This is a genomic window from Streptomyces sp. 63XJN7_1_ISO-PGPR-S23-121 (assembly GCF_056173025.1).
Genome location: NZ_CM149653.1, coordinates 7,677,426 through 7,701,437, shown reverse-complemented (window position 1 = coordinate 7,701,437; position 24,012 = coordinate 7,677,426). Strand labels below are relative to the sequence as shown.

Genomic DNA, 24,012 nt, shown 5'->3' with positions numbered 1-24,012 from the left:
GGGACCGGAAACAACAAGGCCCCGATCCGGAGATCGGGGCCTCACTGTGGCTGGGGCCGGGGTCGAACCGGCGACCTATCGCTTTTCAGGCGATCGCTCGTACCAACTGAGCTACCCAGCCGCGAGGTTTCACGTGAAACCTCAGCGGTCCTGACGGGATTTGAACCCGCGGCCTCCACCTTGACAGGGTGGCGAGCACTCCAAACTGCTCCACAGGACCAAGTGGCTGTGTGCGAACCAGCGAACCAAGTGTCGCACACGGTACTGCGTGCCCCCAACGGGATTCGAACCCGTGCTACCGCCTTGAAAGGGCGGCGTCCTAGGCCGCTAGACGATGAGGGCTATCGGCCCGCCTGCGCGCTTCTCAGCGCGTCGGGGACGTGAGAAGCATATGGGATGGCGGGAGCTATCACCAAAACGGTTTACGGAGCGCCGGGGGCCGGGCTGCCCGGGGTGCCGGCGGAGCCCGTCGGTGACGGGGCCGTCCCGCTCGGCGACGGCTCCGCGCCCGGCTGGTTCTCCTTCGGCAGATGGCGGCGGACCTCGGCCGTCGTCAGACCCAGGCCGCCGAGCTCGATCTCGTCCCAGGCCTGGAGGCGCCGGCTGTCCCGGTCGAAGTAGAGGATCGACGCCTGCACCGGGTCGGGGTGCTTGCCCTCCACGGCACGCAGGCCGCTGCCGCCGGTGGAGCCCTCGACGCGGAGCCGCGTGCCGTACTTCATGACCTCCATGTCCTCGTGGTGGACATGGCCCGCCAGGACCAGCGGGACCGTCCCGTCGACCTCGCGGGCCGCCGACGGCTCGTGCGCGATGGCGACGTCCACGGGGGTGCCGGCCCTGGTCTGGTCGCGCAGGGCGGAGGCCAGGCGGGCGCCGGCCAGTTCCTGGGAGGCCTCGGCGCCGGGCTTGCCGGAGCGGTCCGGCGTGTACTGCGGGTCGCCGATGCCGGCGAAGCGCAGGCCGGCGATCGTGCGGGCCCGGCCGTCGTCCAGGACCTGCACGTTCTTCAACCCCTCGAGGTAGTCCTGGGTGACGCGCGAGTCGTGGTTGCCGCGGACCCAGACGTAGGGGGCGCCGAGGTCCTCGATGGGATCCAGGAAGCCGTTCTCCGCCGCCGTGCCGTGGTCCATGGTGTCGCCGGAGTCGACGATCACGTTCACCCGGTACTGCTCGACCAGCGAGCCGATGATCTTCCAGCTCGCGGGGTTGAGGTGGATGTCCGACACGTGCAGGACGCGGATCGTGGTCGGGTCGGGCTGATAGGCGGGGAGCGTGGACGTGACGTCGTAGAGCTTGGTCACGTTCGTCACCAGGCGGGCCAGTTCCTTCTGGTAGACGTCGAACTCGGTGACGATGCTGCGCGCGTTGCCGACCAGGGACGGCGCGGAGGAGAGCAGGCCGGAGAACCGCGGTTCCAGGACCGAGTCGGGGTTCCAGGTCGCGTACGCGGTGCCGCCGGAGGCGACCAGGAGGGTGAGGGCCAGCCCGCCGGCCGCCATGGCGCGGCGCGGGCGGCGGTAGACGGCGAGGCCGAGGGCGGTGGCGCCGGTGACGACGGCGACGCAGGAACGGGCGGCGAGGTCGAGGGTGCCGTGTTCCACGTCCTTCGCGACCTCGTCCTGGAGGCCGGAGAGGCGTTCGGGGTGGTCGACGAGGGCCTGGGCGCGCTCCGGGTCGAGCTGGTCGACGTTGACGTCGAGACGCACGGGCGCGACGTGGCTGTCGAGCTCGAGGGCGCCCAGCGGTGAGACGTTGATCTTCGTGCCGCCGGTCAGGGAGGGACGCAGGGTCATCGTCGTGTTCATGGGGCCGACCGGGACGCGCACATTGCCCACGATCAGCAGGCCGAGCCAGGCCCCGAGCAGGACGACGGCGACGAGGCCGAGGGCGCGGGTCCAGGGGCGTGAGCGGGCGGTGAGCTCCGCCGTCGTGGGGGCCGGGCGGGCGCGGTGGCGGCGGGTGAGGGCGCGCGGGGCGCTGCGGATGCGGTTCATCTCCTCGGCCAGGACGTGCAGGACTGCGGCGGGGACGCGGGCCATTGGTCCCGTATGCCCATGTCCTCGGGCTGATATGCGAGCGGGTGGTGGTGGGCGGCGGCGGTGTCGTACCCGATGTGTCGTACCCGACAATGGGCCTGTGCTGGAGATGACGCGCGAGGAGTTCGAGGAACTGGTCGCCGAGGCGCTGGACCGGATTCCGCCGGAGCTGACGCGGCTGATGGACAACGTCGCGGTGTTCGTCGAGGACGAACCGCCGGCGGACGATCCCGAGCTGCTCGGGTTGTACGAGGGGACGCCGTTGACCGAGCGCGGGGAGTGGTACGCCGGTGTGCTGCCGGACCGGATCACCATCTACCGGGGGCCGACGCTGCGGTTCTGCGACACCCGTGAGGACGTGGTCGCGGAGACCGAGGTGACGGTGGTGCACGAGATCGCGCACCACTTCGGGATCGACGACGCGCGCCTGCACGCCCTCGGGTACGGGTGAGACGCGGTGGTGCGGTGACCGGGTGACGGCCTTCGGCGCGGCGCGCGTGTCCTCTTGCGGGTGACGGGAGTTGGGCACGGCGACTCCTGATCCCCGGAGGTGGCCGCCGTGCGCCCCTTGTACGTACCCGTCCGTCTGGCCGCCGCGGTCGTCGCCGTCGCCGCCGCAGCCGGCTGCATGAGCGTCGGTGACGAGTCCGGCGGGGACGCCAGGCCGTCGCACTCGGCCGGGGAGCGGGGTGGCGGGGCGCCGGGGGACGGTCCCGCGGTGTCGGGCGGCGCGGCCGGGTACGGCCCGGCGGCGGCCGGCGAGGGGCGCGGACACGGCCGGGGGAAGAAGGGCGGGGACGACCGCGGCAAGGGGAAGGGCGACGGTCGCGGCGAGGACGGTGAGGGCGAGGACGCGTCCCCCTCGGGGCCGCCGTCCGCGCACGCCGGCGGATCCGCCCCGGCGAAGGGCGGACCGGACGGGCCGACGCCCCCGCGGACGGCCGACCCGGAGCCCCCGCGCACGGTGGACCCGGAGCCGACCCCGCCCCCGGAGCCGCCCGCCTCTCCGACGCCGGAGCCGACACCGGAGCCGTCGTCCTCGGCGCACGAGCCGCCGGCAACGCAGCTCGCGCACCGGGAGCCGGCACCCGAGGCCGGCGTGCCGGTGTAGGCCGGCTGCCGGGCCCGCGACGGGGTCCCGACGCGGGGCGGCGGACCGGCTGAGCTGGGCATGTGTTACCCGGTTTGCCTTCAGGGGTGGTAGGTGCGTATGGTGGTAGATCGTTTGATCCCATTTGCCCGGCGCCACCGCAGAGCGCGCCGTGTGGCGCGTACTCTCCCTTGCCGTGATGGACCGCATCGAGGCGGTCGTATTGCGAATCGCGATTCACGGAGTTGACGGGCGCGTGCCGACTGAGAGACTCCGGAAGGTTTCGCATTCGCATGTCCATCATCAGTACTGATCACGTCGTCGTGCCCGAGAACGCCGAGGGCGTGACCGAGGGCCAGGAGGCCGTCGAGGCCGTCGAGGCCCCCGAGACGACCTTCGCCGACCTCGGCCTCCCCGAGGGCCTCGTGCGCAAGCTCGCGCAAAACGGCGTGACCACCCCCTTCCCGATCCAGGCCGCGACCATCCCGGACGCGCTGGAGGGCAAGGACATCCTCGGCCGGGGCCGCACCGGTTCCGGCAAGACCCTCTCCTTCGGTCTGCCGGCCCTGGCCACGCTGGCCGGCGGCCGCACCGAGAAGCACAAGCCGCGCGCCGTCATCCTGACGCCGACCCGCGAGCTGGCCATGCAGGTCGCCGACGCGCTCCAGCCCTACGGCGACGTCGTCGGGCTGCGGATGAAGGTCGTCTGCGGCGGTACGTCCATGGGCAACCAGATCTACGCCCTGGAGAAGGGCGTCGACATCCTGGTCGCCACGCCGGGCCGGCTGCGCGACATCATCAACCGCGGTGCCTGCTCGCTGGAGAACGTGCAGATCGCCGTTCTCGACGAGGCCGACCAGATGTCCGACCTCGGCTTCATGCCCGAGGTCACCGAGCTGCTCGACCAGGTGCCGCCGGGCGGTCAGCGGATGCTGTTCTCCGCGACCATGGAGAACGAGATCAAGACCCTCGTCGACCGGTACCTGAACAACCCGGTCAGCCACGAGGTCGACGCGGCCCAGGGCGCGGTGACGACCATGTCGCACCACATCCTGGTCGTGAAGCCGAAGGACAAGGCGCCGGTCACCGCGGCCATCGCCTCCCGCAAGGGCCGCACCATCATCTTCGTCCGCACCCAGCTCGGCGCCGACCGTGTCGCCGACCAGCTGCGCGAGTCGGGCGTGAAGGCGGACGCGCTGCACGGCGGCATGACCCAGGGCGCGCGCACCCGCACGCTGGCCGACTTCAAGGACGGTTACGTCAACGTCCTGGTCGCCACCGACGTCGCCGCCCGCGGCATCCACGTCGACGGCATCGACCTGGTGCTGAACGTGGACCCGGCCGGCGACCACAAGGACTACCTGCACCGCGCCGGCCGTACGGCCCGTGCGGGCCGCACCGGCACGGTCGTCTCCCTGTCCCTGCCGCACCAGCGCCGCCAGATCTTCCGGCTGATGGAGGACGCGGGCGTCGACGCCACGCGCCACATCATCCAGGGCGGCGCGGCCTTCGAGCCGGAGGTCGCCGAGATCACCGGTGCCCGGTCGATGACCGACGTCCAGGCCGAGTCCGCGGGCAACGCGGCGCAGCAGGCCGAGCGCGAGGTCGCCCAGCTCACCAAGGAGCTGGAGCGGGCCCAGCGGCGTGCCACGGAGCTGCGCGAGGAGGCGGACCGGCTGGTCGCCAGGGTCGCGCGGGAGCGGGGCGAGGACCCGGAGGCGGTGCAGGCCGAGGTGGCCACGGCCACTGCCGCGGCCGCCGAGGCCGAGGCCGAGGTCACGGTGCCGGCGCAGTCGGGCCCGCGTGAGGTGGAGCAGACCGAGCGGACCGAGCGGGCCGGGAACGGCCGTTTCGCCGACCGGGACCGCTCCTACGACCGCGACCGCGGCGGGCGCTCCTTCGACCGCCGTGACGACCGCGGTGACCGTGGCGGCCGTTCGTTCGAGCGTCGTGACGACCGTGGTGACCGTGGCGGGTTCCGCCGTGACGACCGTCGTGACGACCGTGGCGGCCGTTCGTTCGAGCGTCGTGACGACCGTGGCGGCTTCCGCCGTGACGACCGCGGCGACCGTGGCGACCGTGGCGACCGCGGTGGGTTCCGCCGTGACGACCGTCGTGACGACCGCGGTGGCCGTTCGTTCGAGCGTCGTGACGACCGTGGCGGCTTCCGCCGTGACGACCGCGGCGACCGCGGCGACCGCGGCGGGTTCCGCCGTGACGACCGCCGTGACGACCGTGGCGGCTTCCGTCGCGACGACCGTCCGGGCCACCGCGGCAGCGACCGTCCGTTCAACCGCGACCGCCAGGGCGACCGCCCCGGCAGCGACCGTCCGTTCAACCGCGACCGCCAGGGCGACCGCCCCGGCAGCGACCGTCCGTTCAACCGCGACCGCCAGGGCGACCGCCCCGGCAGCGACCGTCCGTTCAACCGCGACCGCCAGGGCGACCGTCCGGGCTTCCGCACCGGTGGCCACGACCGCCCGTACGGCCGCCGTGACGACCACCGCGGTTCCTCCTTCGGCCGCCGCGACGACAAGCCGCGCTGGAAGCGCAACGGCTGACGCCGACCGGCTCACCGGAAGGGCCCGCACGACTCCCGTCGTGCGGGCCCTTCCGCGTTCCCTCACGGGTACGGTCGCCTGCCGACCCGCGACAGGGCCGGGACGCTGTGGCGCGTCCGGCCGGCAGGGCTACAAGGGCCTGTTCCAGCCGACCCGGCCGCGCTGTGACGCATGTCACGCCCGCGGCATGGGAATTGCTGGGGGCATGACAGATGACGCCAAGGCGAGCGGGTTCTCGGACGAGGAACGGCTGGCCCAGCTCGGCTACACCCAGGTCCTGGCCCGCCGCATGTCGGCGTTCTCCAACTACGCGGTCTCCTTCACGATCATCTCCGTCCTCTCCGGCTGCCTGACCCTCTACCTGTTCGGCATGAACACGGGCGGTCCCGCCGTCATCACGTGGGGCTGGGTCGCCGTCGGCCTGATGACCCTCTTCGTCGGCCTGGCGATGGCCGAGATCTGCTCGGCGTACCCGACGTCGGCGGGCCTGTACTTCTGGGCGCACCGCCTCGCGCCGCCCCGTACGGCGGCGGCCTGGGCGTGGTTCACGGGCTGGTTCAACGTGCTGGGCCAGGTGGCGGTGACCGCCGGCATCGACTTCGGCGCGGCGTCCTTCCTCGGCGCCTACCTGAACCTCCAGTTCGGCTTCGAGGTCACGCCGGGCCGCACGATCCTCCTCTTCGCCGCGATCCTGGTCCTCCACGGCCTGCTGAACACCTTCGGCGTCCGCATCGTCGGCCTGCTGAACAGCGTCAGCGTCTGGTGGCACGTCGTCGGCGTGGCGGTCATCGTCGGCGCGCTGACCTTCGCCCCAGACGACCACCGGCCGGCGTCCTTCGTGTTCGGCGAGTTCGTCAACAACACCGGCTGGGGCAGCGGCGTCTACGTCGTCCTGATCGGCCTGCTGATGGCCCAGTACACCTTCACCGGCTACGACGCCTCCGCCCACATGACGGAGGAGACCCGCGACGCCTCCACCGCCGGCCCCAAGGGCATCGTCCGCTCCATCTGGACCTCCTGGATCGCCGGCTTCGTCCTGCTGCTCGGCTTCACCTTCGCCATCCAGTCCTACGAGGGCGCCCTCGCCTCCCCGACCGGCGCCCCGCCCGCCCAGATCCTGCTCGACGCGCTCGGCGCGACCGCGGGCAAGCTGCTGCTGCTCGTCGTCATCGGGGCGCAGCTGTTCTGCGGGATGGCCTCGGTGACCGCCAACAGCCGCATGATCTACGCCTTCTCGCGCGACGGCGCACTGCCCTGCTCGCACGTCTGGCACTCCGTCAACCCGCGCACCCGCACGCCGGTCGCGGCGGTCTGGCTGGCCGCGCTGGGCGCCCTGGCCCTCGGCCTGCCGTACCTGATCAACGTGACGGCGTACGCGGCGGTGACGTCGATCGCCGTCATCGGCCTCTACATCGCCTACGTCGTGCCGACCTTCCTGCGGCTGCGCAAGGGCGACGCCTTCGAGCGCGGGCCCTGGCACCTGGGGCGCTGGTCGCGGGCGGTGGGAGTGGTCGCGGTGACGTGGGTCGGCGTCATCACGGTCCTGTTCATGCTGCCGCAGGTGTCCCCGGTCACCTGGGAGACCTTCAACTACGCGCCGATCGCCGTCCTGGCCGTCCTGGGCTTCGCGGCGGCCTGGTGGCTGGCCTCGGCCCGGCACTGGTTCCTCAACCCCGACCACGAACGCACCCGGGCCCGGGCGGCGACCCGCGCGAACGCCCCCGAGCCGGTGGACCCGTAGCGGAGTTCCCCCCCCCCGGTGCCCGCCGACGCGGCCGAGTCCCCGATACCCGATCGGCGTCCCGGCCGCATCGGGCTATGCTCGGTGTGGCAACATCACGCACCACGCCGCGGGCCCTTAGCTCAATTGGCAGAGCAGTGGACTTTTAATCCATTGGTTGTGGGTTCGAGTCCCACAGGGCCTACCGCGAAACAGCGCCCGGGCCGGCTTCCGCCGGCCCGGGCGCTGTGCCGTTGTCCGGCCCCTACTTGATGTAGACGAGACCGTCGGTGGTGATGGTGGGACGGCCGCTGGTGCCGACCACGACGACCTTCACGGTGTGCTTGGCGCTGCCGGACCAGGTCTTCGTCCAGATCGCCTGCCGGTAGAGGGTGGCGGAGGACTTCAGGTCGACCGTGGCGGCCTTGACGCCGTCGACGTAGACGTACGCCTGACCCGAGCTGGACGCCCGGGAGACCACCCAGGAGACGGAACGGCCGGTGAAGGTCCAGGTGAGCGCCGCGCCCTTGCTCCCGCTGGAGTACGACTTGCCGCCCAGGTAGCTGGTGGAGGAACGGGCCGTCCAGCTGCCGGACCGCACCGCCGACGTCTCCTGGAGGATGACCGGGGTGTAGGAGGCGGACGCGTTGCGCCAGTTGCCGGCGTAGTCGTACGCCTGCATCGACCAGGTGGTGGCCGTACCCGACTTGGCGGTCCGGCTGGAGGCGGTCGTGATCGGCGTGAAGACGGCGGCCGTCGGGGACAGCAGCTTCACCCCGCGCAGCGCCTTGTCGTCGGTCGCCTTCCAGCCGAGGGTGACCGGGACGGCGGTGGTGTTGACCGTGCCGGTGCGCAGGGAAAGCCTCGGCGTGGAGGTGAACACTGGTGCGGTCGTCTCCGCGAGGACCTTCAGCGCTGCCGTCGTCACGGTTCTGCCGGACTGGTGCACCGCCCGCACCGCGACGGTGTGGCTGCCGAGGGGCACGGTTGCGTTCGCGGAGGTGGCCGTACCGGACGCGGTGACGACGACCTTGCCGTCGACCAGCAGCTGGAAGCTCTTGATGAGCGACGCGGGCGTGGCGGCCTGCCACTTCACGCTGAGGGCGCCCCTCGTGTAGTACGTCGTGCCGGACAGGTTCGCGCCGCCGACCGAGGCCACCTTCAGCCCCTGCACCGGACCGGCCGCCCAGGCGCGGACGGTGGCGAGCTGGGAGTAGAGGGTGTTGCCGGGGCACTGCGTGTTGTAGCCGTCGCGGTGGGCGGAGATCCGGTTGAAGGTGTACTTGGTGCCCGCGGTGAAGCTGGTACCGAAGTAGTTCTTCTGGCTCGCCCCGGCGGTGAGCTGCACCGTGCCGGCCGGATCGGCGCCGTACTGGCCGAGCTTCCAGGAGGCGACGCGGGCGACGGAGGCCAGCGCGGCGTTGGTGGTACCGGTGGAGCTGAACTCACCGAGCACGGCGATGCCGGCGGACTCACGGTTCCAGCCGTAGGTGTGAGCACCGAGCACCGGCAGGTCTACGCCGCCCTTGCGGCCCTCGAAGACGGTGCCGCACTTGTCGACCAGGAAGTTGTAGCCGACGTCGTTCCAGCCGTTGACCTGCGTGTGGTACGCGTAGATGCCCCGCACGATCGACGCGGAGTCGGCGCAGGAGTAGTCGTTGGCCCCGTCGGTGTGGTGGACGAAGACGGCCTTCACGTCGGTGTTGTACTCGGACGGGTCGGGGCTGAGCGACTCGTCTGCGCCCCAGCCGGCACGCGAGGTGACCGGCGGCTTGGGCACGGTCGACGGCGGGGCCGACGGCGTGGTGGCCGTCGGGCTCGGCGACACGGAGCCGGACGGCGAGCCGGTGGGCGTCGGCGCGGCGGTGGTGCCGGTGGCCGCCGGGGACGTGCTCTCGGCCGGCGCGGGGGCCGTGCCGGTCTGCCCGTCCGTCGGCGTCACGGTCGTACCGTCGGAGGGCGACGTGGAATCGGTGGGCGTGGCCGCCGGGCTGCTCTCCTCGGCGACGAACGCCGCCGGGCCGGTCGCCTGGGTCTCGGCCTTGGTCACCACGCCCGGGTCGACGAGGTTGACCTCGAGCCCCTTGGGCAGCGTGCCGGTGGTGCCGTCCTCGTGGAGGACCTGGACCTGGACGCCGTCGGAGGGACCGACCCACAGCGGCTCGGACGCGCCGCGCATCCCGGCCTCCGGGTCCTCCGGCGGGTCGATGTTCACCTCCAGGTCGTGCCAGGTGCTCCACTCGCCGCTCACCAGATCGCGGGTGCGCACCTGCGCCCTGCCGTCGAGCCCCTCGACGGGCCCCGCCCAGGACACGCCGACCAGGGAGAACTGCCTGGTCTCCGTGCGCGGCAGCTCCCGCTTGCCGCGCGCGGACCCCTTCAGCGCGAGGTCGTAGACCTTCACGGGCCGCTTGGCCCGGCCCGCCGTTGCGGGATCGTCGGACGGACTGGCGACCGCGTACGTCACCACACCCCCGCCCCCCAGCACCACGGCACCGAGCGTCAGCCACGCCCGTTTCTTCAAACTCAGCGGTCTGTACGCGTGTGACGTACGACGACGACTCATGACAAACCCACCCCAGAGAAAGCCGGCAAAGGCCTCGGAAAAATGTGAGGGCACACCCGTCACACGGATGGCTCATTCCTACAGCGTGTTGCGCACGACGAACATCACGGGGATGCACACAGAGGTGACGTAGAACACTGAAACGTGATCCCGTCCTTGTGGGCAGCGATGTCGTCTACAACCCCGACCGCGACCCTACGCCTCGTAGCCCCGGCCCATGACGACAACCGCGACGGGCTGTGGCCCGCCGCCTGTTCCGTACCGCGGAGAAGGCGCCCCGGCCACTATGCCTGCCACGGTCGGGCTGACCGTCGGGAACAATGAGGAGGCCGCAGTCAGTCCCGCCGAGGCGGCGGAACCGGGCTTCCTCCTGTACGCAGCGGGCCTGCGGCGCGTTTACCGTCGGATCCCTGCTCGACGGTGAGGGCACCCCACTGTGTGGCAATGGACGACGGCGGAGGAGCCGTTGATGCTGCGCTGATGTGGGATGAGAACGGCTACTTGGCTCGATAGCAGGCTGACTGGACCGTTACCTCAATAAGTGAGGGGTCGTCGCCGTACTTTCGTTCATCGAGCAGTCGCACATCCACTGCGTACTCCTGTCCTTTGGACTCGGCGACGATCTGCGGGCTCTTGGCGGGGCTGTCGTCCACGCCGTCCTTCACGATCTTCCAGCCCTTCTCCGGCAGTCCGTCACGGAGGCGGGCCATGGCCTTTTCCATGTCGGATACGGGGACCTGGTACACACTCCATGGATGGCGGGCACGGTAGACATTCTCATCCGATTCGTAATCCGAACACCGAATGGTCATGGCACCGGTGTCCGTCACCTTTCCGTTGAGTGCCATTATTTCCAGAATACTGCTGGATGCTTGCTCAACCTGTGTCTTGACGGCTTCTTCGTTGCGCACTTCCATGTTGGCCGAGTCACTTCCCTGTGAACAGGCGGCCAGAAGAATGCTGGCCACGAAAATATACAGAAGTTCCGGAGATCGCCTATTCAAGTTCAACCCTATGGTACTTGCCCGAGATTACGGCGGCCTGATTTCGTAGACTCTGAGAACTGTCGTCCCAGAATCCACTGTGTCCATCTGAGTCGCTTTTCATGATGTTCCCGCCGAACGATTCGTCGGTGGGAATAGTCAGGTTGTCGCCAAGCCCCATCAGGCGACCCCCCTGGCGGACGACCTGATCGTCCCCTGGCCCACCCATCGCCCAAACGTGATCCGCCCCTGCCCCCAGGTCGGCTGCATGGTCCGCTTGGACGCCAGGGCTTCCTGCGAAGATGTAATCGTCGACGGCCTCAGGATCCTTCCAGCTTCCGGTCTGTGCCGATACGCCGACAACCGTGCTTCCATAACTGTGACCGATAACCGTGGTGTGGGCGGTGCTTCCTGACGCGTTCTCGTGGGCTTCCCTGTTTCCTTGGAGGAAGTCGTACAGGCGCGGACCACCTTCTTCGGCAAACTTCCCGCTGGTCGCTTGCGGGACGATATTATCTGGGGCGTTGTAGTCGAGCCAGGTGATCGTGGAAACGTTCTGGCCCGGTGAGAGTGCACTGGTCTCTGTCCACAATTTCTCCCCGCGGCCGATGTCCCCGTGATCTCCGCCTTCCCCGATCTTTTCGAGACCGGCGTACGTTCCAGGCACATAGACAGCCACATGGTCAGCCGTGTCGGGATTTCCATTGGCGATGATGACCTTGCCGTCGCCAAGCCCGTTGGGATCGAATCCGAGCAGGTATGCCTCGGGCAGGCCCCTTACGCCGGTCCTGTCAAAGCGGTCTTGGATGTAGCCCATGCCTTTCAGCGTCTGGTTCAGTTGCTTGGAGCGATCCCCGTACTCTCTGTGCCAGTCCATCCATTCGTTGGTGTGCACCTTGGCCGGGTAAGGGCCTGAGGTGATCCAAGTCCATTCGTTGGCTGGAGGCTTTGGTATTGAGTTCAACTCCATGCGAAGTTGTGCACGCGTCTCATCGAAAACGATCCGGTTGGCCTCGTCTCGGATTGCGGACGGAAGCCCGTTCAGCTCTCCCACAGTTTTGGGATTGGCGGAAATCCATGCGCTCTGCTCTTCGGGGCTGAGTGATTTCCACCATTCGGCGTTGTCCTCGGCGCTGCCCTCCTTCGGGGGCTGCGGCAGGGTGTCGAGGTACTTCTTGCCGGCCTCGCGTACACCGGCCATGTCCGAGTGGGCGTCGGACCAGTCCGCGTCGGAGACGGTGAGGTCGTCGTCCGCCTTGAGTGCCCGGAGCTTGGGTGCCCATTTCCCGTCCGCCTCGGTCGCCTCCTTGAGGGCGGTGGCGATCAGGTCGGCGCAGTCCTGGGCGAGGCGGTGGTGGGGGTTGGGGTCGAAGTTGGCCGCCTGCCGACCGACGGCGGAGGCGGTGCTGTCCGTCAGGCCGTTCACCGTGCCGCCGTCGGGGGTCTTGCCGTCCTCGCCTTTCTCGCCACCAGGCGGGTAGGTGACCGATCCGTCGGAGTTCACGGTGAGGTTGGCGGCCTTGGCGTTCTCCAGGGCTGTATCGAGTTTTCGCTTGGCCGCTTCCATCTCGTAGGAGAACGCTTCGAGAGCGGTGCTGATGAGGCCGCACTGCGTCTGTACGTAGTGGAAGTTCTGGCTCAGTCCACCCAGCTGCGTGCCTGCCGCGGTGGCGGCCTTGCCCTTCAGCTGGTTCCTCATGGCCACTGCTATCTGGTTGTCGATGCGGTCCTTGACCGCGCTCGCCATGTCGGAGGTGCTGCGGTAACCGTCTGCCGCTTCGGAGTACTCGGTCGGTTTGAGCGCCTTGAGCGTCGCGAGGTCCATGACGTCCGGTCACCGCCCCTTGTCCTGGCCACCGACAGCCGACGTGTCCGAGTACGCCACCACGAGCTTGGCGATCTCGGCTTCGACCGACTGGTCCGTCTTCAGTTGGTCGTTGCCCGCCTTCACCAGCAGACCCGAGAGCTTCCCGCAGCGCCCGCCGACCTTTGCGACATAGGTATCCCAGGAGTCGTAGACGTCCTTCTGGGCGGCAGCGGTCAGGCAGCCGGCGTCGCTGCCGAGACCGGCTTGGCCGTCCTTGAGTTTTGCTGTGGCCTTGCTGATGTCCTCACGCAGCGAGCCGATGTCCGTGCCGCTCTTGGTCCAGGCCGGTTTGTTCGAGATGAGGTCGCCCGTGCCGCCGCTCTGCTCAGCAGGTAGCTGGTTCAGCTGCATCTGTGCGCTGTTGCGTTCGGCCGCTGCCGCCTTCAACTGCTCCCATTCGTCCCATGCCATGAGTGGCCCCCCTGTTGTGCGCTGTCGAGTGGACGTGTACGTCGATACGAGCGCGTAATGGTGGTGGTCGGGTCCGTACAGTAATGACCTGTCATCTCACCGGTCATCAGTGTCGGCCACCAGCGCGTCTGAGTACGGGTACTCAGGCGAATCACACCCAGAAAAGAGGCGGGACGGACGCGAGAAGGCTGCGGAGTAGCCATACGGCAAGGAGGGGCCTGGGCGTGCCGTTCCGCCCGGCGGCTGCTCGATGACGCGCTGACGCCGAACGCCGAGGTCCGCTACACCGCGATTCGCCTGACCGAGTGCCTTGCCGACGCCCTCCGGGTCGCGGCGTCCCGAGGCCGGCGCCTGCCCGAGCCCGACGACGATCCGGTCGGTGAGTCCGCTGAGCCGTAGCGGAACCAGGCCCGCGCTCGAGGGCAGCTATCGTCGAAGAAGGCCTCCCACCCGGCAGATGGGCCGGACGCTCAAGGCCCAAGCCGTATCAGCCGCCCGTACCGGTGCCCCAGGCGGGCACGCGGCCACGCTCTCTTCAGCCCGTCCGCCCGCCCTCACCGGAGTACGCCCATGTCCCTCCCGTACGTCCTCCTCTCCGCCGCCGTGTCACTCGACGGCTACCTGGACGACACCGGTCCCGAGCGGCTCCTGCTGTCCTCCCCGGCCGACTTCGACCGGGTCGACGAGGTGCGGGCGTCCGTCGACGCGATCCTGGTCGGCGCCGGCACGATCCGGGCCGACAACCCGCGGCTGCTGGTCAACGCGTCCGGGCGACGGGCCGCCCGGGTCGCCGCGGGGAAGCCGGAGTACCCGCTGAAGGTCACGGTCAGCGGATCGGGCGAGCTGGACCCGGCGGCGGCCTTCTGGCACACCGGCGGGGACAAGGTCCTGCTGACCACCGACGAGGGCGCCCGGCGGGCCCACGCGCTCGGCATCGCCGCCGACGTCGTGCCGCTCGGGGACACGCTCGAATGGCGCGCGGCGCTGGAGTACCTGCACGACCGGCGGGATGTGCGGCGGCTGATGGTGGAGGGCGGGGGAACCGTCCACAGCAGCCTGATGCGGCAGGGGCTCGCCGACGAGCTGCAGCTCGTCCTCGCCCCGGTGTTCGTCGGTGACCCGGAGGCCCCCCGGCTGTTCGGGCCCGGCGACTACCAGCGCGGGCGGCTCAGGCTGGTGGAGACGCGGCGGATCGAGGACGTGGTGCTCATGCGGTACCGGCCGACCGCCCCGGGCTCCGCCGGCCGGGTGTCCGCCGCCGACCGGCACTGGCTGGCGCTCGCCTGCGAGCTGGCCGAGCTGTGCCCGCCGTCCGGCACGGCGTTCAGCGTGGGCGCCGTGGTCGTCGCCGCCGACGGCACGGAGCTCGCGCGCGGCCATTCCCGGGAGGGCGGGGACCCGGTCGTGCACGCCGAGGAGGCCGCCCTCGCCAAGGTCGACCCGTCCGATCCGCGGCTCGCGACCGCCACGGTGTACAGCAGCCTGGAACCGTGCGCCCGCCGTGCCTCCCGGCCCGCCCCCTGCGCCCGGCTGATCCTCGACGCCGGGGTGCGCCGCGTGGTCACGGCCTGGAGCGAGCCGGACACCTTCGTGCCGGGCGCCGACGGCAGCGGGGTGCTCACCGACGGGGGCGCCGTCGTCGTCCTGCTGCCGGAGTTCGAGGCGGCGGCGAAGGGCCCGAACCGTCACCTGGCGGGCCACTGAGATACGCGTGTGCGTTCCACCCCCGACATGACGTACACTGGTGACACAACGACGCGGGGTGGAGCAGCTCGGTAGCTCGCTGGGCTCATAACCCAGAGGTCGCAGGTTCAAATCCTGTCCCCGCTACTCAAGGCCGAAGGCCGGAATCCTCAAGGATTCCGGCCTTCGGTGTGTCCGCCCCCGTCACCCGGCCGGCCCGCACGGCTCGCTCCCCGCCCCTCCTCCGGGAAACCTGGAGGACGGGACGGCAAGCGGCGTGGACGTGCAGGGGCGGCGGGAGACGAGTGGTGCGGCCAGGTGAGGTGGACGGCGAGGGCCCGTATGCCAGGTCCGGGGGTCGGCTGCCCGGCGACCCCGTGCCCGATCCCGGCCTCGGCGCCGGCCCGGTGCCCGTGCCCACCCTCGCGCGGGAGCGGCGGCGGACCCCGTACGGCCGGGCCCTCGTGCGGCTGCTCCCCGTCCTGCTCATCGTCGTGGCCATCCTGTACGACCTCTTCACCCCCCGGTACTTCACCGCCGGTCCCCTCTACACGGCCGCGCCCCTGGTCGCGGCACCCGTCTACTCGCGGCGCGGCACCGCCCTCACCGGCCTCGCCGTGGTCGCCTCCGTCGTCGGGCTCCAGCTGAGCAAGGGCGTCATCCACTACGTGGACTCGCTCACCGAGCTGATCACCATCGCGACGGTCGCCGGCCTCGCCGTCTTCGTGAACGCCTTCGTCCGCCGCACCGACGAACGGCTCGCCTCCGCCCGCGAGATCGCCGAGGCCGCCCAGCGCGCCGTGCTGCCGGAGCCCGCCGGGCGGATCGGCGGCTTCGAGATCGCCGCCCGCTACGAGGCGGCGCAGGCCGGCGCCTTCATCGGCGGCGACCTGTACGCGGTGCAGGACAGCGCGCGCGGCGTGCGGCTCATCGTCGGCGACGTGCGCGGCAAGGGCATGGGCGCGGTGGCCGCCGTCGCCGTGGTGATCGGCGCCTTCCGGGAGGCCGCCGAGCAGGAGGCGACGCTGGAGGCGGTCGCGCAGCGGCTGGAGCGGGCGCTGGCGCGCGAGGGGACCCGGCGCGACGGGCTGGACGCCTTCGAGGGGTTCACCACTGCCGTCCTCGCCGAACTCCCGCACGGCGAGGGGATCGTCCGCGTCGTCAACCGCGGCCACCCGCCGCCCCTGCTGCTGCACCCCGACGGCACCGTGCACCCGGTGCAGGCCACGGAGTCCGCACTGCCGCTCGGGATGGGCGAGCTGGGGGTGTGGCCCGACCGGGCGGTGCCGACCGGCTTCCCCGGCGGTGCCACGCTGCTGCTGTACACCGACGGGCTGTCGGAGGCCCGCGACGCCCACGGCCGCTTCTACGATCCCCACGCCCGGCTGACCGGCCGGGTCTTCCGGCACCCGGCGCACCTGCTCGACACCCTCGCCGACGAGGTGCGACGGCACTCCGGGGGCGGCATGGCGGACGACATGGCCCTGCTCGCCGTACACCGGCACTGAGCCGGACGACCGCCTCGAACAGAGTCACGGGAGGTGACGAAGTGAGCGCCCTCCGCATAACAACTGACACACCGTCAGAAATGTGTGTTGTGACCTTTCGGCCTGAGGGGCGGTCGACTGGACCGCATTTGGCCCTTCACGAGGTGTACGTCCGGGCCCGATTCCTTAACGATCAAGAGGAACGGCTTGGAATCGGCGCCTCGCGTCTATTAACGTTCGATAACGCAGCGCGGTCGTCCCAGCCGTCACAGAAGGCGGCTCCGTGCGCACGCGCCGAATCCCGTGAGGGAACCGGGGAACCACCACTTGGGGTGAATCGGGCGTATGCCGCCGTGGAGACACGGCACGTATACGCGCGTAGGAGACCTTCCTGCTCCGAACCCGTCAGCTAACCCGGTAGGCGGAAGGAAGGAAAGGAGTACGCCCACGTGGCGTCCAACCGGCCTGCCCCCGAGGCCCCGTTCGTGCCGAGCACGCACGACACCGCATCCTTCGGCTACGACGGCCATCGCGCCGAAGAGGGCCCCTGGGAGGAGTGGAACCCCACCGCGGAGTCCATCCGTCCCGTGCGCGGCCGGCACCGCGTCGCCAAGCAGCGCGGCGGACTCGCCCGCAGCTCCACCGTCCTCGGCGTCGGCGTCATCGCGGCCGTCGGAGCGGGCGGCATGGCCAGCGCCCAGACCGGCAAGCCGCCGGTGTCGATCTCGATGCCCGATCTGCCGAACGTCGGCTCGCTGATCTCCGACGACGAGCCGGAGCCCGAGGGCTCCGCCACCCCGCTCAGCGGCATCGGCGTGACGGCCGGCGACACCGCCGAGGGCACCACCGACGCCGGTGAGGTCCTGCGGGCGCGCATCATGCAGCAGGCTGAGCAGCAGCAGGTCCAGGTGGAGGACAAGGCCGCCGCCGAGGCCGCGGCCGCCGCCGAGAAGCAGGCCGCCGAGGCCGCCGCCAAGGCGGAGAAGGAGGCCGAGGCCAAGGCCGCCGCCGCCAAGAAGAAGGCGGAGGAGGAGGCCGCGAAGAAGGCCGAGGCCGAGCGGCTCGCCGAGCTGGCCAAGCAGTTCACCCTGCCGACCTCCTCGTACACGATCACCTCCACCTTCGGTCAGGCCGGTTCCATGTGGTCCTCCGGCCACCACACCGGCCTCGACTTCGCCGCGCCCACGGGTACCCTCGTCAAGGCCGTCCACTCGGGCACGATCACCGAGGCGGGCTGGGCCGGTTCCTACGGCTACCGCACCATCCTGACCCTGGACGACGGCACCGAGCTGTGGTTCTGCCACCAGTCGTCGATCAGCGTCGGAGTCGGACAGAAGGTCAGCACCGGGGACGTCATCGGCCGCGTGGGCGCCACCGGCAACGTCACCGGACCGCACCTCCACTTCGAGGTCCACGTCGGCGGTGCCGAGGGCGGCGTCGACCCGGCGGCCTGGCTGCAGGGCAAGGGCCTCAGCCTCTGAGACCGGGGCGTCCGGCAGCGGCGCACACCTTCGGATCCCGGCAGCCCTGACGGCGCCCCCCGACGTCAGGGCTGCCGGTTTGCGCGAACTTTGCGTCGCCCTGGAATGACCGGTTCCGGAGCGCTTGTTGTCGTCGTACATGACTTCTCTGCGCAAGCTCGGCTCCTCCGACCTCGAGGTCTTCCCGCTCTCCCTGGGCGGCAACGTCTTCGGCTGGACCGCCGACCAGGACACCTCCTTCGCCGTCCTCGACGCCTACACCGCCGCCGGCGGCAACTTCGTCGACACCGCCGACTCCTACTCCGCGTGGGTCGACGGCAACAGCGGCGGCGAGTCCGAGACCCTCATCGGCAAGTGGCTCGCGGCGCGCGGCAACCGCGCCGACGTCGTCATCGCCACCAAGGTCAGCCAGCACCCGGAGTACCCCGGCCTGTCCGCCGCCAACATCAAGGCCGCGGCTGACGCCTCGCTGCGCCGCCTGGGCACCGACCACATCGACCTCTACTACACCCACTTCGACAAGCCCGAGGTGCCGGTCGAGGAGATCATCGGCGCGCTCGACGAACTGGTGCGCGCGGGCAAGGTCCGGTACATCGCCGCCTCCAACATCACCGCCGAGCGGCTCTCGGCGTCCCTGGAGTTCTCCGACCGCGAGGGCCTCGCCCGGTACGTGGCCCTCCAGCCCCACTACAACCTGGTCTCGCGCGACACGTACGAGGGCGGGCTGCGCGACGTCGCCGAGCGGGCCGGTCTCGCCGCCGTGCCGTACTACGCCCTCGCGGCCGGCTTCCTCACGGGCAAGTACCGGCCCGGGACGACCGTCGACAGCCCCCGGGCGGGCGGTGCCGCCAAGCACCTGGAGAGCGAGCGCGGCCGGCGGGTGCTCACCGCCCTGGACGAGATCGCCGAGGCCCACGGCGTGCCGGTCGCCACGGTGGCCCTGGCCTGGCTGGCGGCCCGGCCGACGGTGGCCGCGCCGATCGCCTCCGCGCGGACGGTCGAGCAGCTTCCGGCGCTGCTGGGCGTGGCGGACCTGGAGCTGACGGAGGCCGAGGTGCGCAGGCTGACGGAGGCGTCCGCCTGAGGCACCCGCCGGGGGACCGCTCCGCCGCCGCTACGACCGGTACGGGTTCTGGAACGGGTACGCGGTGCCGGGGGCATGGGCGTACGCGGCGTACGGGGCCGGTGTGGCGTAGGGGGCGGGTGCCGTGTGCGCCACACCGGCCCCGTACGCGCCGTACGTCCCGTACGCCGGCCACGGGGGCACGGCCACCGGGAGCGGCGGCGCCGTGGCACGGGCCGCGTGGTCCAGTGCCGGGCGCGCCACCTCCCGCCGGCGCCACAGCTCGGTCAGCAACTCCCGTTCCCGTACGACGTAGTCGGCGCCCGCCCGGCCCCGGCGCCCCCGGTGCCGCAGGGACGCCAGCGAGGTCGCGTACGCCGCGTACTCCGCCACCGTCCGCGCGGCCGGCTTCCCGGCGTGACGGCGGGCGTACTGCCGGGCGACGCGGCGCGCCCGCATCGAGCCGAGCGCGAACGGCTCGGCCGGCGTCAGCCAGCCGGCCACCGCGTAGACGGGCAGCTCGGCCCGCACGGCGCCCAGTTCGCGCTGCCGGGTCCACACCGCGAGCCAGGTCAGCAGGCCGAAAACCGGCACCATGAAAGCGGCGTACACGGCGAAGAAGCCGTACTCGCCGAGCGAGGCCGAGCCGTTCCACAGCGCGTGCGTGCCCATCGCGAGCAGCAGCCCGGACAGGGGGAGCAGCACGCGCCGCAGGCGCCGGCGGCCGGGGGAGAGCGCGGCGGCGCCGAAGCCGACACCGGTGAGCACGGTGAACAGCGGGTGGGCGAACGGCGACATGACGACCCGGACGAAGAAGGTCGCCGCGGTCACCGAGGCGAGGCCCCGGTCGCCGGTGAGCTGGTCGGTGCCGAAGGCGGTGCCCAGGTAGAGGATGTTCTCGGTGAAGGCGAAGCCCGTGGCGGTGACACCGGCTATGACGAAGCCGTCGACGATGCCGGTGAAGTGCCGTCTGCGGTAGAGGAAGACCAGCAGCACCGCCGCGGCCTTGGCGGACTCCTCCACGACCGGCGCTATCACCGTGGCGCCCAGGGTGTCCGCGCCGCCGGGGTCGGCGGTGGCCGTCGCTATCCACCTGGTCGCGAAGCTGTTGGCGACGATCGCTATCAGTGCCGCCGCGCAGGCGCCCCAGGCGAAGGAGAACAGCAGGTTCCGCCAGGGGCCGGGATCGACCCGGTCCAGCCAGCGGAAGGCGGCCACGAGCAGCGGTACCGGAAAGACCGCCAGCCCCAGCCCCACCAGGAGCCCCTGCGTACCGGTCTGTTCGCGCACCAGGGCCAGGATCACCGCGCCGGCGAGCGCGAGCAGGACGGCCGGGGCGCCGTAACGCACCCAGGTGCGCTGCCACCAGTGCGGACGCGTACGGGGCTGCGTGGGCGGACGCGTCGGATACGGGGGACTGGTGGCCACGGCATGGACCCTAACCGGTGGGAGGCTGCTCCTCGTGCTGTTCGCCGTGCTGCTCGCGGTCGGGCACGGGGGGCTGGACGCGGCTGAAGAGCAAGTCGTTCACCACATGTCCCTTCTCCAGTCCCTGGCCCTCGAAACGGGTCTGCGGCCGGTGGCCGGGACGCGGCGCGAAGCCGCCGCCGGGCACGGTGTTCTCGAAGTCGGGGTGCGCGGTGAGGACCTCGAGCATCTGCTCCGCGTACGGCTCCCAGTCGGTGGCGCAGTGCACGACGCCGCCGGGCGCGAGGCGGGACGCGGCCAGGGTCAGGAACTCCGGCTGGATCAGGCGGCGCTTGTGGTGCCGCTTCTTCGGCCAGGGGTCGGGGAAGTAGACGCGCAGTCCGGCGAGGGAGCCGGGGGCGAGCATCTCGCGCAGCAGGATGATCGCGTCGCCGTTGCCCACGCGGATGTTGGACAGCCCGTTCCGGTCGGCGAGAGCGAGCAGATTGCCCTGGCCGGGGGTGTGGACGTCCACGGCGAGGATGTTGGTGTCCGGGTCGGCGGCGGCCATCCGGGCGGTGGCCTCGCCCATGCCGAAGCCGATCTCCAGGACGACGGGGCCGGTGTTCCCGAACAGTTCGGTGAGGTCGATGACCCGCTGCCCGTCGATGTCCAGGCCCCACTTCGGCCACAACCGCTGCAGCGCGTCCGCCTGCCCGGTGGTCACCCGGCTGCGGCGCGGCTGGAAGCTCCGGATACGGCGCTCGAAGTGCGACCCGGCGGGATCGGCCTTCGGCCCGTCGGGGAACCGGGGCTCGCCCTTGGCACGGGCATGCCGGTCGGGGGTGCCGAGGGGCGGCTGCGGGCTTTCGGGGGCATGGCGTGAATCAGACACAGTGAGTCGATTTTACGGCCGGGCCGCTTCATCCCGCGCCCAGTGCCGTCAGCGCCCGCCGCGCCACCTCCCGGCCGATCGGCAGCGCCGCGGTCGCGGCGGGGGACGGTGCGTTCAGGACGTGCACCGCACGCGCCCCCTCCTTGATCAGGAAGTCGTCCACCAGCGTCCCGTCCGCCAGCACCGCCTGCGCCCGCACCCCCGCCGGCGCCTTCACCAGGTCGCCCTCCGTCACCGCCGGCAGCAGCCTGCGCACAGCCGACGTGAACGCCGCCCTGGACACCGACCGGCGCAGCTCCCCGGCGCCGTACCTCCAGTGGCGCCGGGCGATGCGCCACGAGCCCGGCCAGGCGAGCGTGGCACCCAGCTCGCGGGGCCGGACCACGCCCCAGCCGTAGCCCTCGCGGGCCAGCGCCGGCACCGCGTTCGGGCCGAGGTGCACGCTGCCGTCGATGCCGCGGGTCAGGTGCACGCCGAGGAACGGGAACGCCGGGTCGGGCACCGGATACACCAGGCCCCGCACCAGCTCCGGCCGCGCGAGCTCGTAGTACTCCCCCCGGAACGGGACGATCCGCATTCCCGGGTCGTCACCCGTCATCCGCGCGACCTCGTCGCAGTGCAGACCGGCGCAGTTGACCAGGACCCGGGCCCGGACCACGTCACCGGTACGGGTGCGGACGGCGACCCCGAGGTCCGGGCGCCGGTCGACGCGCAGGACCTCCGCGCCGTAGCGGATCTCCGCGCCCGAGGCCCGGGCCAGCTGCCGTGCCACCCCGGTGTAGTCGCAGACGCCGGTCGTCCCGACGTGTATGGCCGCCAGGCCCCGGACCTCCGGTTCGTACGCGTGGATCTGGGCCGCGCCCAGCTCCCGCACGGGAATGCCGTTCTCCCGGCCGCGCTGGACGAGCGCGTGCAGCCGGGGCAGCTCCGCCCGGTCGGTGGCGACGATCAGCTTGCCGGTGACCGCGTGGTCGATGCCGTACTCCGCGCAGAACTTGACCATCTCGGCGGCGCCCCGCACCGCGTAGCGGGCCTTCAGCGAGCCCGGGCGGTAGTAGACGCCGCTGTGGATCACGCCGCTGTTGCGGCCGGTCTGGTGCCGGGCCGGTCCCGGTTCCTTCTCCAGCACCATGACGCGGGTGCCGGGCGCGGTGCGGGTGATCGCGTACGCCGTCGACAGGCCGACGATCCCGCCGCCGATCACCAGCACGTCGCAGTCGTACGCGATCCCGGTCCGCACGTGTTCCACCTCCCGGTCCCTTCCCGGCTCGTCGCCCGGCTTCGATAGTGCACTGCGCCACTGACAATGCCCTCAAACCCGCGCGGCACCGGACTCAGGCCGGGGTCACCAGCAGCGGCCGGGCCCGCTCGCGGAGCTCGACCACCCGGGGCTCGTCGCCGTACGGCTCCAGACGGTGCAGGAGATCCTTGACGTACTCGGTGGTGCGGGCCGAGGAGATGCGCCCGGCGACCTCGACCGCCCGCACGCCCTGCTCGCAGGCCGCGTCCAGGTTGCCGGACTCCAGCTCGGCCACCGCCGAGACGACGAGCCGCAGTCCGTGCGAGCGTACGAACTCCTCCGTCGGTTGCGACAGGGCCTGCTCGGTGAAGCGGCGCACCTGGCGTGGTGCCTTCAGGTCGCGGTAGCACTCGGCCGCGTCGGCGGCGAACCGGTCGTAGGAGTAGAAACCCAGCCACGTCGGATCGTTGTCACCCGGACGGGCGCGCTCCAGCCAGCTCTCGGCGGCCTTCAGGGCGGCCCCCGCGGCCGGCGCGTCGCCCGCGCGCGCGTGTGCACGGGCCTCGACCAGGCGGAAGAAGCTCATGGTGCGGGCCGTCGCCAGGCCGCGGTTGCGTTCCAGCGCGGCCTGGGCGAGGTCCACGCCCTCGTCGCCGAAGCCGCGGTAGGTGGCCTGGAGGGACATGGAGGCGAGGACGTAGCCGCCCAGGGGGACGTCGGCCGCCGCGCGGGCCAGGCGCAGGGCCTGGATGTAGTAGCGCTGGGCCGCCTCCTGCTGGCCGGTGTCGAAGGCCATCCAGCCGGCCAGCCGGGTCAGCTCGGCCGAGGCGCCGAAGAGGGCACGGCCGACCTCGTCGGAGTAGGAGCCGAGGAGCAGGGGTGCCGCCTCGACGCGTAAGCACTCGGGCACCATGGACGAGCGCCAGTCGCCGCCGCCGTACTTGGAGTCCCAGCGGCGGGCGTCCTCGGCGGCCTCCCGCAGTTTGCGCACATCGCTGTGGCCGACTTTGAGCGGTGCGCCGGAGCCCTCGGCCGGGCCCGCTTCGCGCGCCACCGAGCTGTCGGCCGGGGTTATCAGCCACCGCGAGGCGGGCGTTGCGTATGCGCTCACTGCGAACGATCCGGCCAGCGACTGCCAGATGCCGCCGGCGCCGGCCCGGCGTCCGGCGAGGTCGAGGCGGTACAGCTCGGTGGCGGACCTGACCGCCTGGCCGACGTCCCGAGGGAAGGCGAGACCCACTTCGGGGGCGGGATCCGCGTCCGCCAGGCCGATCTCGTGCAGCGGCACCGGACGGCCGAGCTTCTGGCCGATGGCGGCGGCGATCAGGTGCGGGGCCGCACCCTGCGGCACCATGCCCTTCGACACCCAGCGCGCCACCGACGTCTTGTCGTAGCGAAGCGTCAACCCGCGCTGGGCGCCGAGGTCGTTGACGCGCCGGGCGAGTCCTGCGTTGCTGATTCCCGCGAGGGCGAGAACGGCGCCGAGCTTCTCGTTCGGCCCGCGTAGCTCCCTGGACATGCG

At 71.3% G+C, this 24,012-nt stretch carries 17 protein-coding genes, 5 tRNA genes and 1 riboswitch; of the genes, 10 read left to right on the top strand and 12 right to left on the bottom strand.

Annotated elements, in window-relative coordinates:
- Positions 1 to 47: 47 nt before the first annotated feature.
- The 4 genes from AC0VYN_RS34440 to AC0VYN_RS34425 all read right to left on the bottom strand — a co-directional run bounded on the left by AC0VYN_RS34440 (position 48) and on the right by AC0VYN_RS34425 (position 2,039).
- Positions 48 to 121, bottom strand: a tRNA-Phe gene (locus tag AC0VYN_RS34440).
- Positions 122 to 145: 24 nt separating this feature from the next.
- Positions 146 to 220: transfer RNA gene (locus tag AC0VYN_RS34435), tRNA-Asp, on the bottom strand.
- Between the two features lie 49 nt (positions 221 to 269).
- A tRNA-Glu gene (locus AC0VYN_RS34430) sits at positions 270 to 342 on the bottom strand.
- Between the two features lie 80 nt (positions 343 to 422).
- Complete coding sequence (locus AC0VYN_RS34425; protein ID WP_475534123.1) at positions 423 to 2,039, bottom strand: metallophosphoesterase family protein; 1,617 nt, start codon at positions 2,037 to 2,039, stop codon at positions 423 to 425.
- A 97-nt stretch (positions 2,040 to 2,136) separates the two neighbouring features.
- Between AC0VYN_RS34425 and AC0VYN_RS34420 the strand changes: the two genes are divergently transcribed.
- The 5 genes from AC0VYN_RS34420 to AC0VYN_RS34400 all read left to right on the top strand — a co-directional run bounded on the left by AC0VYN_RS34420 (position 2,137) and on the right by AC0VYN_RS34400 (position 7,612).
- The gene (locus tag AC0VYN_RS34420) at positions 2,137 to 2,487 is read left to right on the top strand and encodes a metallopeptidase family protein (RefSeq protein WP_161165491.1); all 351 of its coding nucleotides are present in this window, start codon (positions 2,137 to 2,139) and stop codon (positions 2,485 to 2,487) included.
- Between the two features lie 108 nt (positions 2,488 to 2,595).
- Positions 2,596 to 3,147 carry a hypothetical protein gene (locus tag AC0VYN_RS34415; protein WP_475534122.1) on the top strand — a complete coding sequence of 184 codons (552 nt, stop codon included), beginning with the start codon at positions 2,596 to 2,598 and terminating at the stop codon, positions 3,145 to 3,147.
- A 272-nt stretch (positions 3,148 to 3,419) separates the two neighbouring features.
- Complete coding sequence (locus AC0VYN_RS34410; protein ID WP_475534121.1) at positions 3,420 to 5,687, top strand: DEAD/DEAH box helicase; 2,268 nt, start codon at positions 3,420 to 3,422, stop codon at positions 5,685 to 5,687.
- A gap of 205 nt (positions 5,688 to 5,892) precedes the next feature.
- A complete protein-coding gene (locus AC0VYN_RS34405) occupies positions 5,893 to 7,428 on the top strand; it encodes an amino acid permease (protein WP_475534120.1) in 1,536 nt (511 codons plus the stop codon).
- A 111-nt stretch (positions 7,429 to 7,539) separates the two neighbouring features.
- Positions 7,540 to 7,612, top strand: a tRNA-Lys gene (locus AC0VYN_RS34400).
- Between the two features lie 60 nt (positions 7,613 to 7,672).
- Here the strand turns inward: AC0VYN_RS34400 and AC0VYN_RS34395 are convergent.
- The 4 genes from AC0VYN_RS34395 to AC0VYN_RS34380 all read right to left on the bottom strand — a co-directional run bounded on the left by AC0VYN_RS34395 (position 7,673) and on the right by AC0VYN_RS34380 (position 13,234).
- The gene (locus AC0VYN_RS34395) at positions 7,673 to 9,931 is read right to left on the bottom strand and encodes a peptidoglycan recognition protein family protein (RefSeq protein ID WP_475534119.1); all 2,259 of its coding nucleotides are present in this window, start codon (positions 9,929 to 9,931) and stop codon (positions 7,673 to 7,675) included.
- A gap of 539 nt (positions 9,932 to 10,470) precedes the next feature.
- Positions 10,471 to 10,941, bottom strand: coding sequence for a hypothetical protein (locus tag AC0VYN_RS34390; protein WP_475534118.1), 471 nt, complete (start codon positions 10,939 to 10,941; stop codon positions 10,471 to 10,473).
- A gap of 28 nt (positions 10,942 to 10,969) precedes the next feature.
- The gene (locus AC0VYN_RS34385; RefSeq protein ID WP_475534117.1) at positions 10,970 to 12,781 is read right to left on the bottom strand and encodes an alpha/beta hydrolase; all 1,812 of its coding nucleotides are present in this window, start codon (positions 12,779 to 12,781) and stop codon (positions 10,970 to 10,972) included.
- Between the two features lie 9 nt (positions 12,782 to 12,790).
- On the bottom strand, positions 12,791 to 13,234 hold the full coding sequence (locus tag AC0VYN_RS34380) for a hypothetical protein (protein WP_475534116.1): 444 nt from the start codon (positions 13,232 to 13,234) through the stop codon (positions 12,791 to 12,793).
- Positions 13,235 to 13,804: 570 nt separating this feature from the next.
- On the opposite strand from AC0VYN_RS34380, the gene AC0VYN_RS34375 reads away from it, so the two are divergent.
- The 5 genes from AC0VYN_RS34375 (at position 13,805) to AC0VYN_RS34355 (ending at position 18,969) form a co-directional block, all read left to right on the top strand.
- Positions 13,805 to 14,938, top strand: a complete 1,134-nt coding sequence (locus AC0VYN_RS34375) for a dihydrofolate reductase family protein (RefSeq protein WP_475534115.1) — start codon at positions 13,805 to 13,807, stop codon at positions 14,936 to 14,938.
- 52 nt (positions 14,939 to 14,990) lie between these two features.
- Positions 14,991 to 15,064 (top strand) — tRNA-Met (locus tag AC0VYN_RS34370).
- A 161-nt stretch (positions 15,065 to 15,225) separates the two neighbouring features.
- Positions 15,226 to 16,425: a PP2C family protein-serine/threonine phosphatase gene (locus AC0VYN_RS34365; protein WP_475534114.1), complete on the top strand. Its 1,200-nt coding sequence runs from the start codon at positions 15,226 to 15,228 to the stop codon at positions 16,423 to 16,425.
- A gap of 261 nt (positions 16,426 to 16,686) precedes the next feature.
- Positions 16,687 to 16,843, top strand: a riboswitch (cyclic di-AMP (ydaO/yuaA leader).
- A gap of 10 nt (positions 16,844 to 16,853) precedes the next feature.
- Entirely contained in the window at positions 16,854 to 17,885 is a 1,032-nt protein-coding gene (locus AC0VYN_RS34360; RefSeq protein WP_385468897.1) for a M23 family metallopeptidase, read from the top strand.
- 139 nt (positions 17,886 to 18,024) lie between these two features.
- Positions 18,025 to 18,969, top strand: a complete 945-nt coding sequence (locus AC0VYN_RS34355; RefSeq protein ID WP_475534113.1) for an aldo/keto reductase — start codon at positions 18,025 to 18,027, stop codon at positions 18,967 to 18,969.
- A gap of 30 nt (positions 18,970 to 18,999) precedes the next feature.
- Here AC0VYN_RS34355 and AC0VYN_RS34350 read toward each other — a convergent pair whose 3' ends face one another.
- From AC0VYN_RS34350 to AC0VYN_RS34335, 4 genes are all read right to left on the bottom strand, one after another.
- Positions 19,000 to 20,376 (bottom strand): PrsW family intramembrane metalloprotease, encoded by a 1,377-nt coding sequence (locus AC0VYN_RS34350; RefSeq protein WP_475534112.1) that lies wholly within the window; start codon positions 20,374 to 20,376, stop codon positions 19,000 to 19,002.
- Positions 20,377 to 20,386: 10 nt separating this feature from the next.
- On the bottom strand, positions 20,387 to 21,250 hold the full coding sequence (gene trmB / locus AC0VYN_RS34345) for a tRNA (guanosine(46)-N7)-methyltransferase TrmB (protein ID WP_475534111.1): 864 nt from the start codon (positions 21,248 to 21,250) through the stop codon (positions 20,387 to 20,389).
- Positions 21,251 to 21,278: 28 nt separating this feature from the next.
- Positions 21,279 to 22,499 carry an L-2-hydroxyglutarate oxidase gene (lhgO, locus tag AC0VYN_RS34340; RefSeq protein WP_475534110.1) on the bottom strand — a complete coding sequence of 407 codons (1,221 nt, stop codon included), beginning with the start codon at positions 22,497 to 22,499 and terminating at the stop codon, positions 21,279 to 21,281.
- A gap of 85 nt (positions 22,500 to 22,584) precedes the next feature.
- Positions 22,585 to 24,009: an MFS transporter gene (locus tag AC0VYN_RS34335; protein ID WP_475534109.1), complete on the bottom strand. Its 1,425-nt coding sequence runs from the start codon at positions 24,007 to 24,009 to the stop codon at positions 22,585 to 22,587.
- Positions 24,010 to 24,012: the final 3 nt, after the last annotated feature.

Coding starts and splice junctions, on each gene's coding strand:
- AC0VYN_RS34405 (WP_475534120.1), top strand. CDS start 5,893: ATGACAGATGACGCCAAGGCGAGCGGGTTCTCGGACGAGGAACGGCTG.
- AC0VYN_RS34380 (WP_475534116.1), bottom strand. CDS start 13,234: ATGGCATGGGACGAATGGGAGCAGTTGAAGGCGGCAGCGGCCGAACGC.
- AC0VYN_RS34425 (WP_475534123.1), bottom strand. CDS start 2,039: ATGGCCCGCGTCCCCGCCGCAGTCCTGCACGTCCTGGCCGAGGAGATG.
- AC0VYN_RS34410 (WP_475534121.1), top strand. CDS start 3,420: ATGTCCATCATCAGTACTGATCACGTCGTCGTGCCCGAGAACGCCGAG.
- AC0VYN_RS34385 (WP_475534117.1), bottom strand. CDS start 12,781: ATGGACCTCGCGACGCTCAAGGCGCTCAAACCGACCGAGTACTCCGAA.
- AC0VYN_RS34355 (WP_475534113.1), top strand. CDS start 18,025: ATGACTTCTCTGCGCAAGCTCGGCTCCTCCGACCTCGAGGTCTTCCCG.
- AC0VYN_RS34375 (WP_475534115.1), top strand. CDS start 13,805: ATGTCCCTCCCGTACGTCCTCCTCTCCGCCGCCGTGTCACTCGACGGC.
- AC0VYN_RS34335 (WP_475534109.1), bottom strand. CDS start 24,009: ATGTCCAGGGAGCTACGCGGGCCGAACGAGAAGCTCGGCGCCGTTCTC.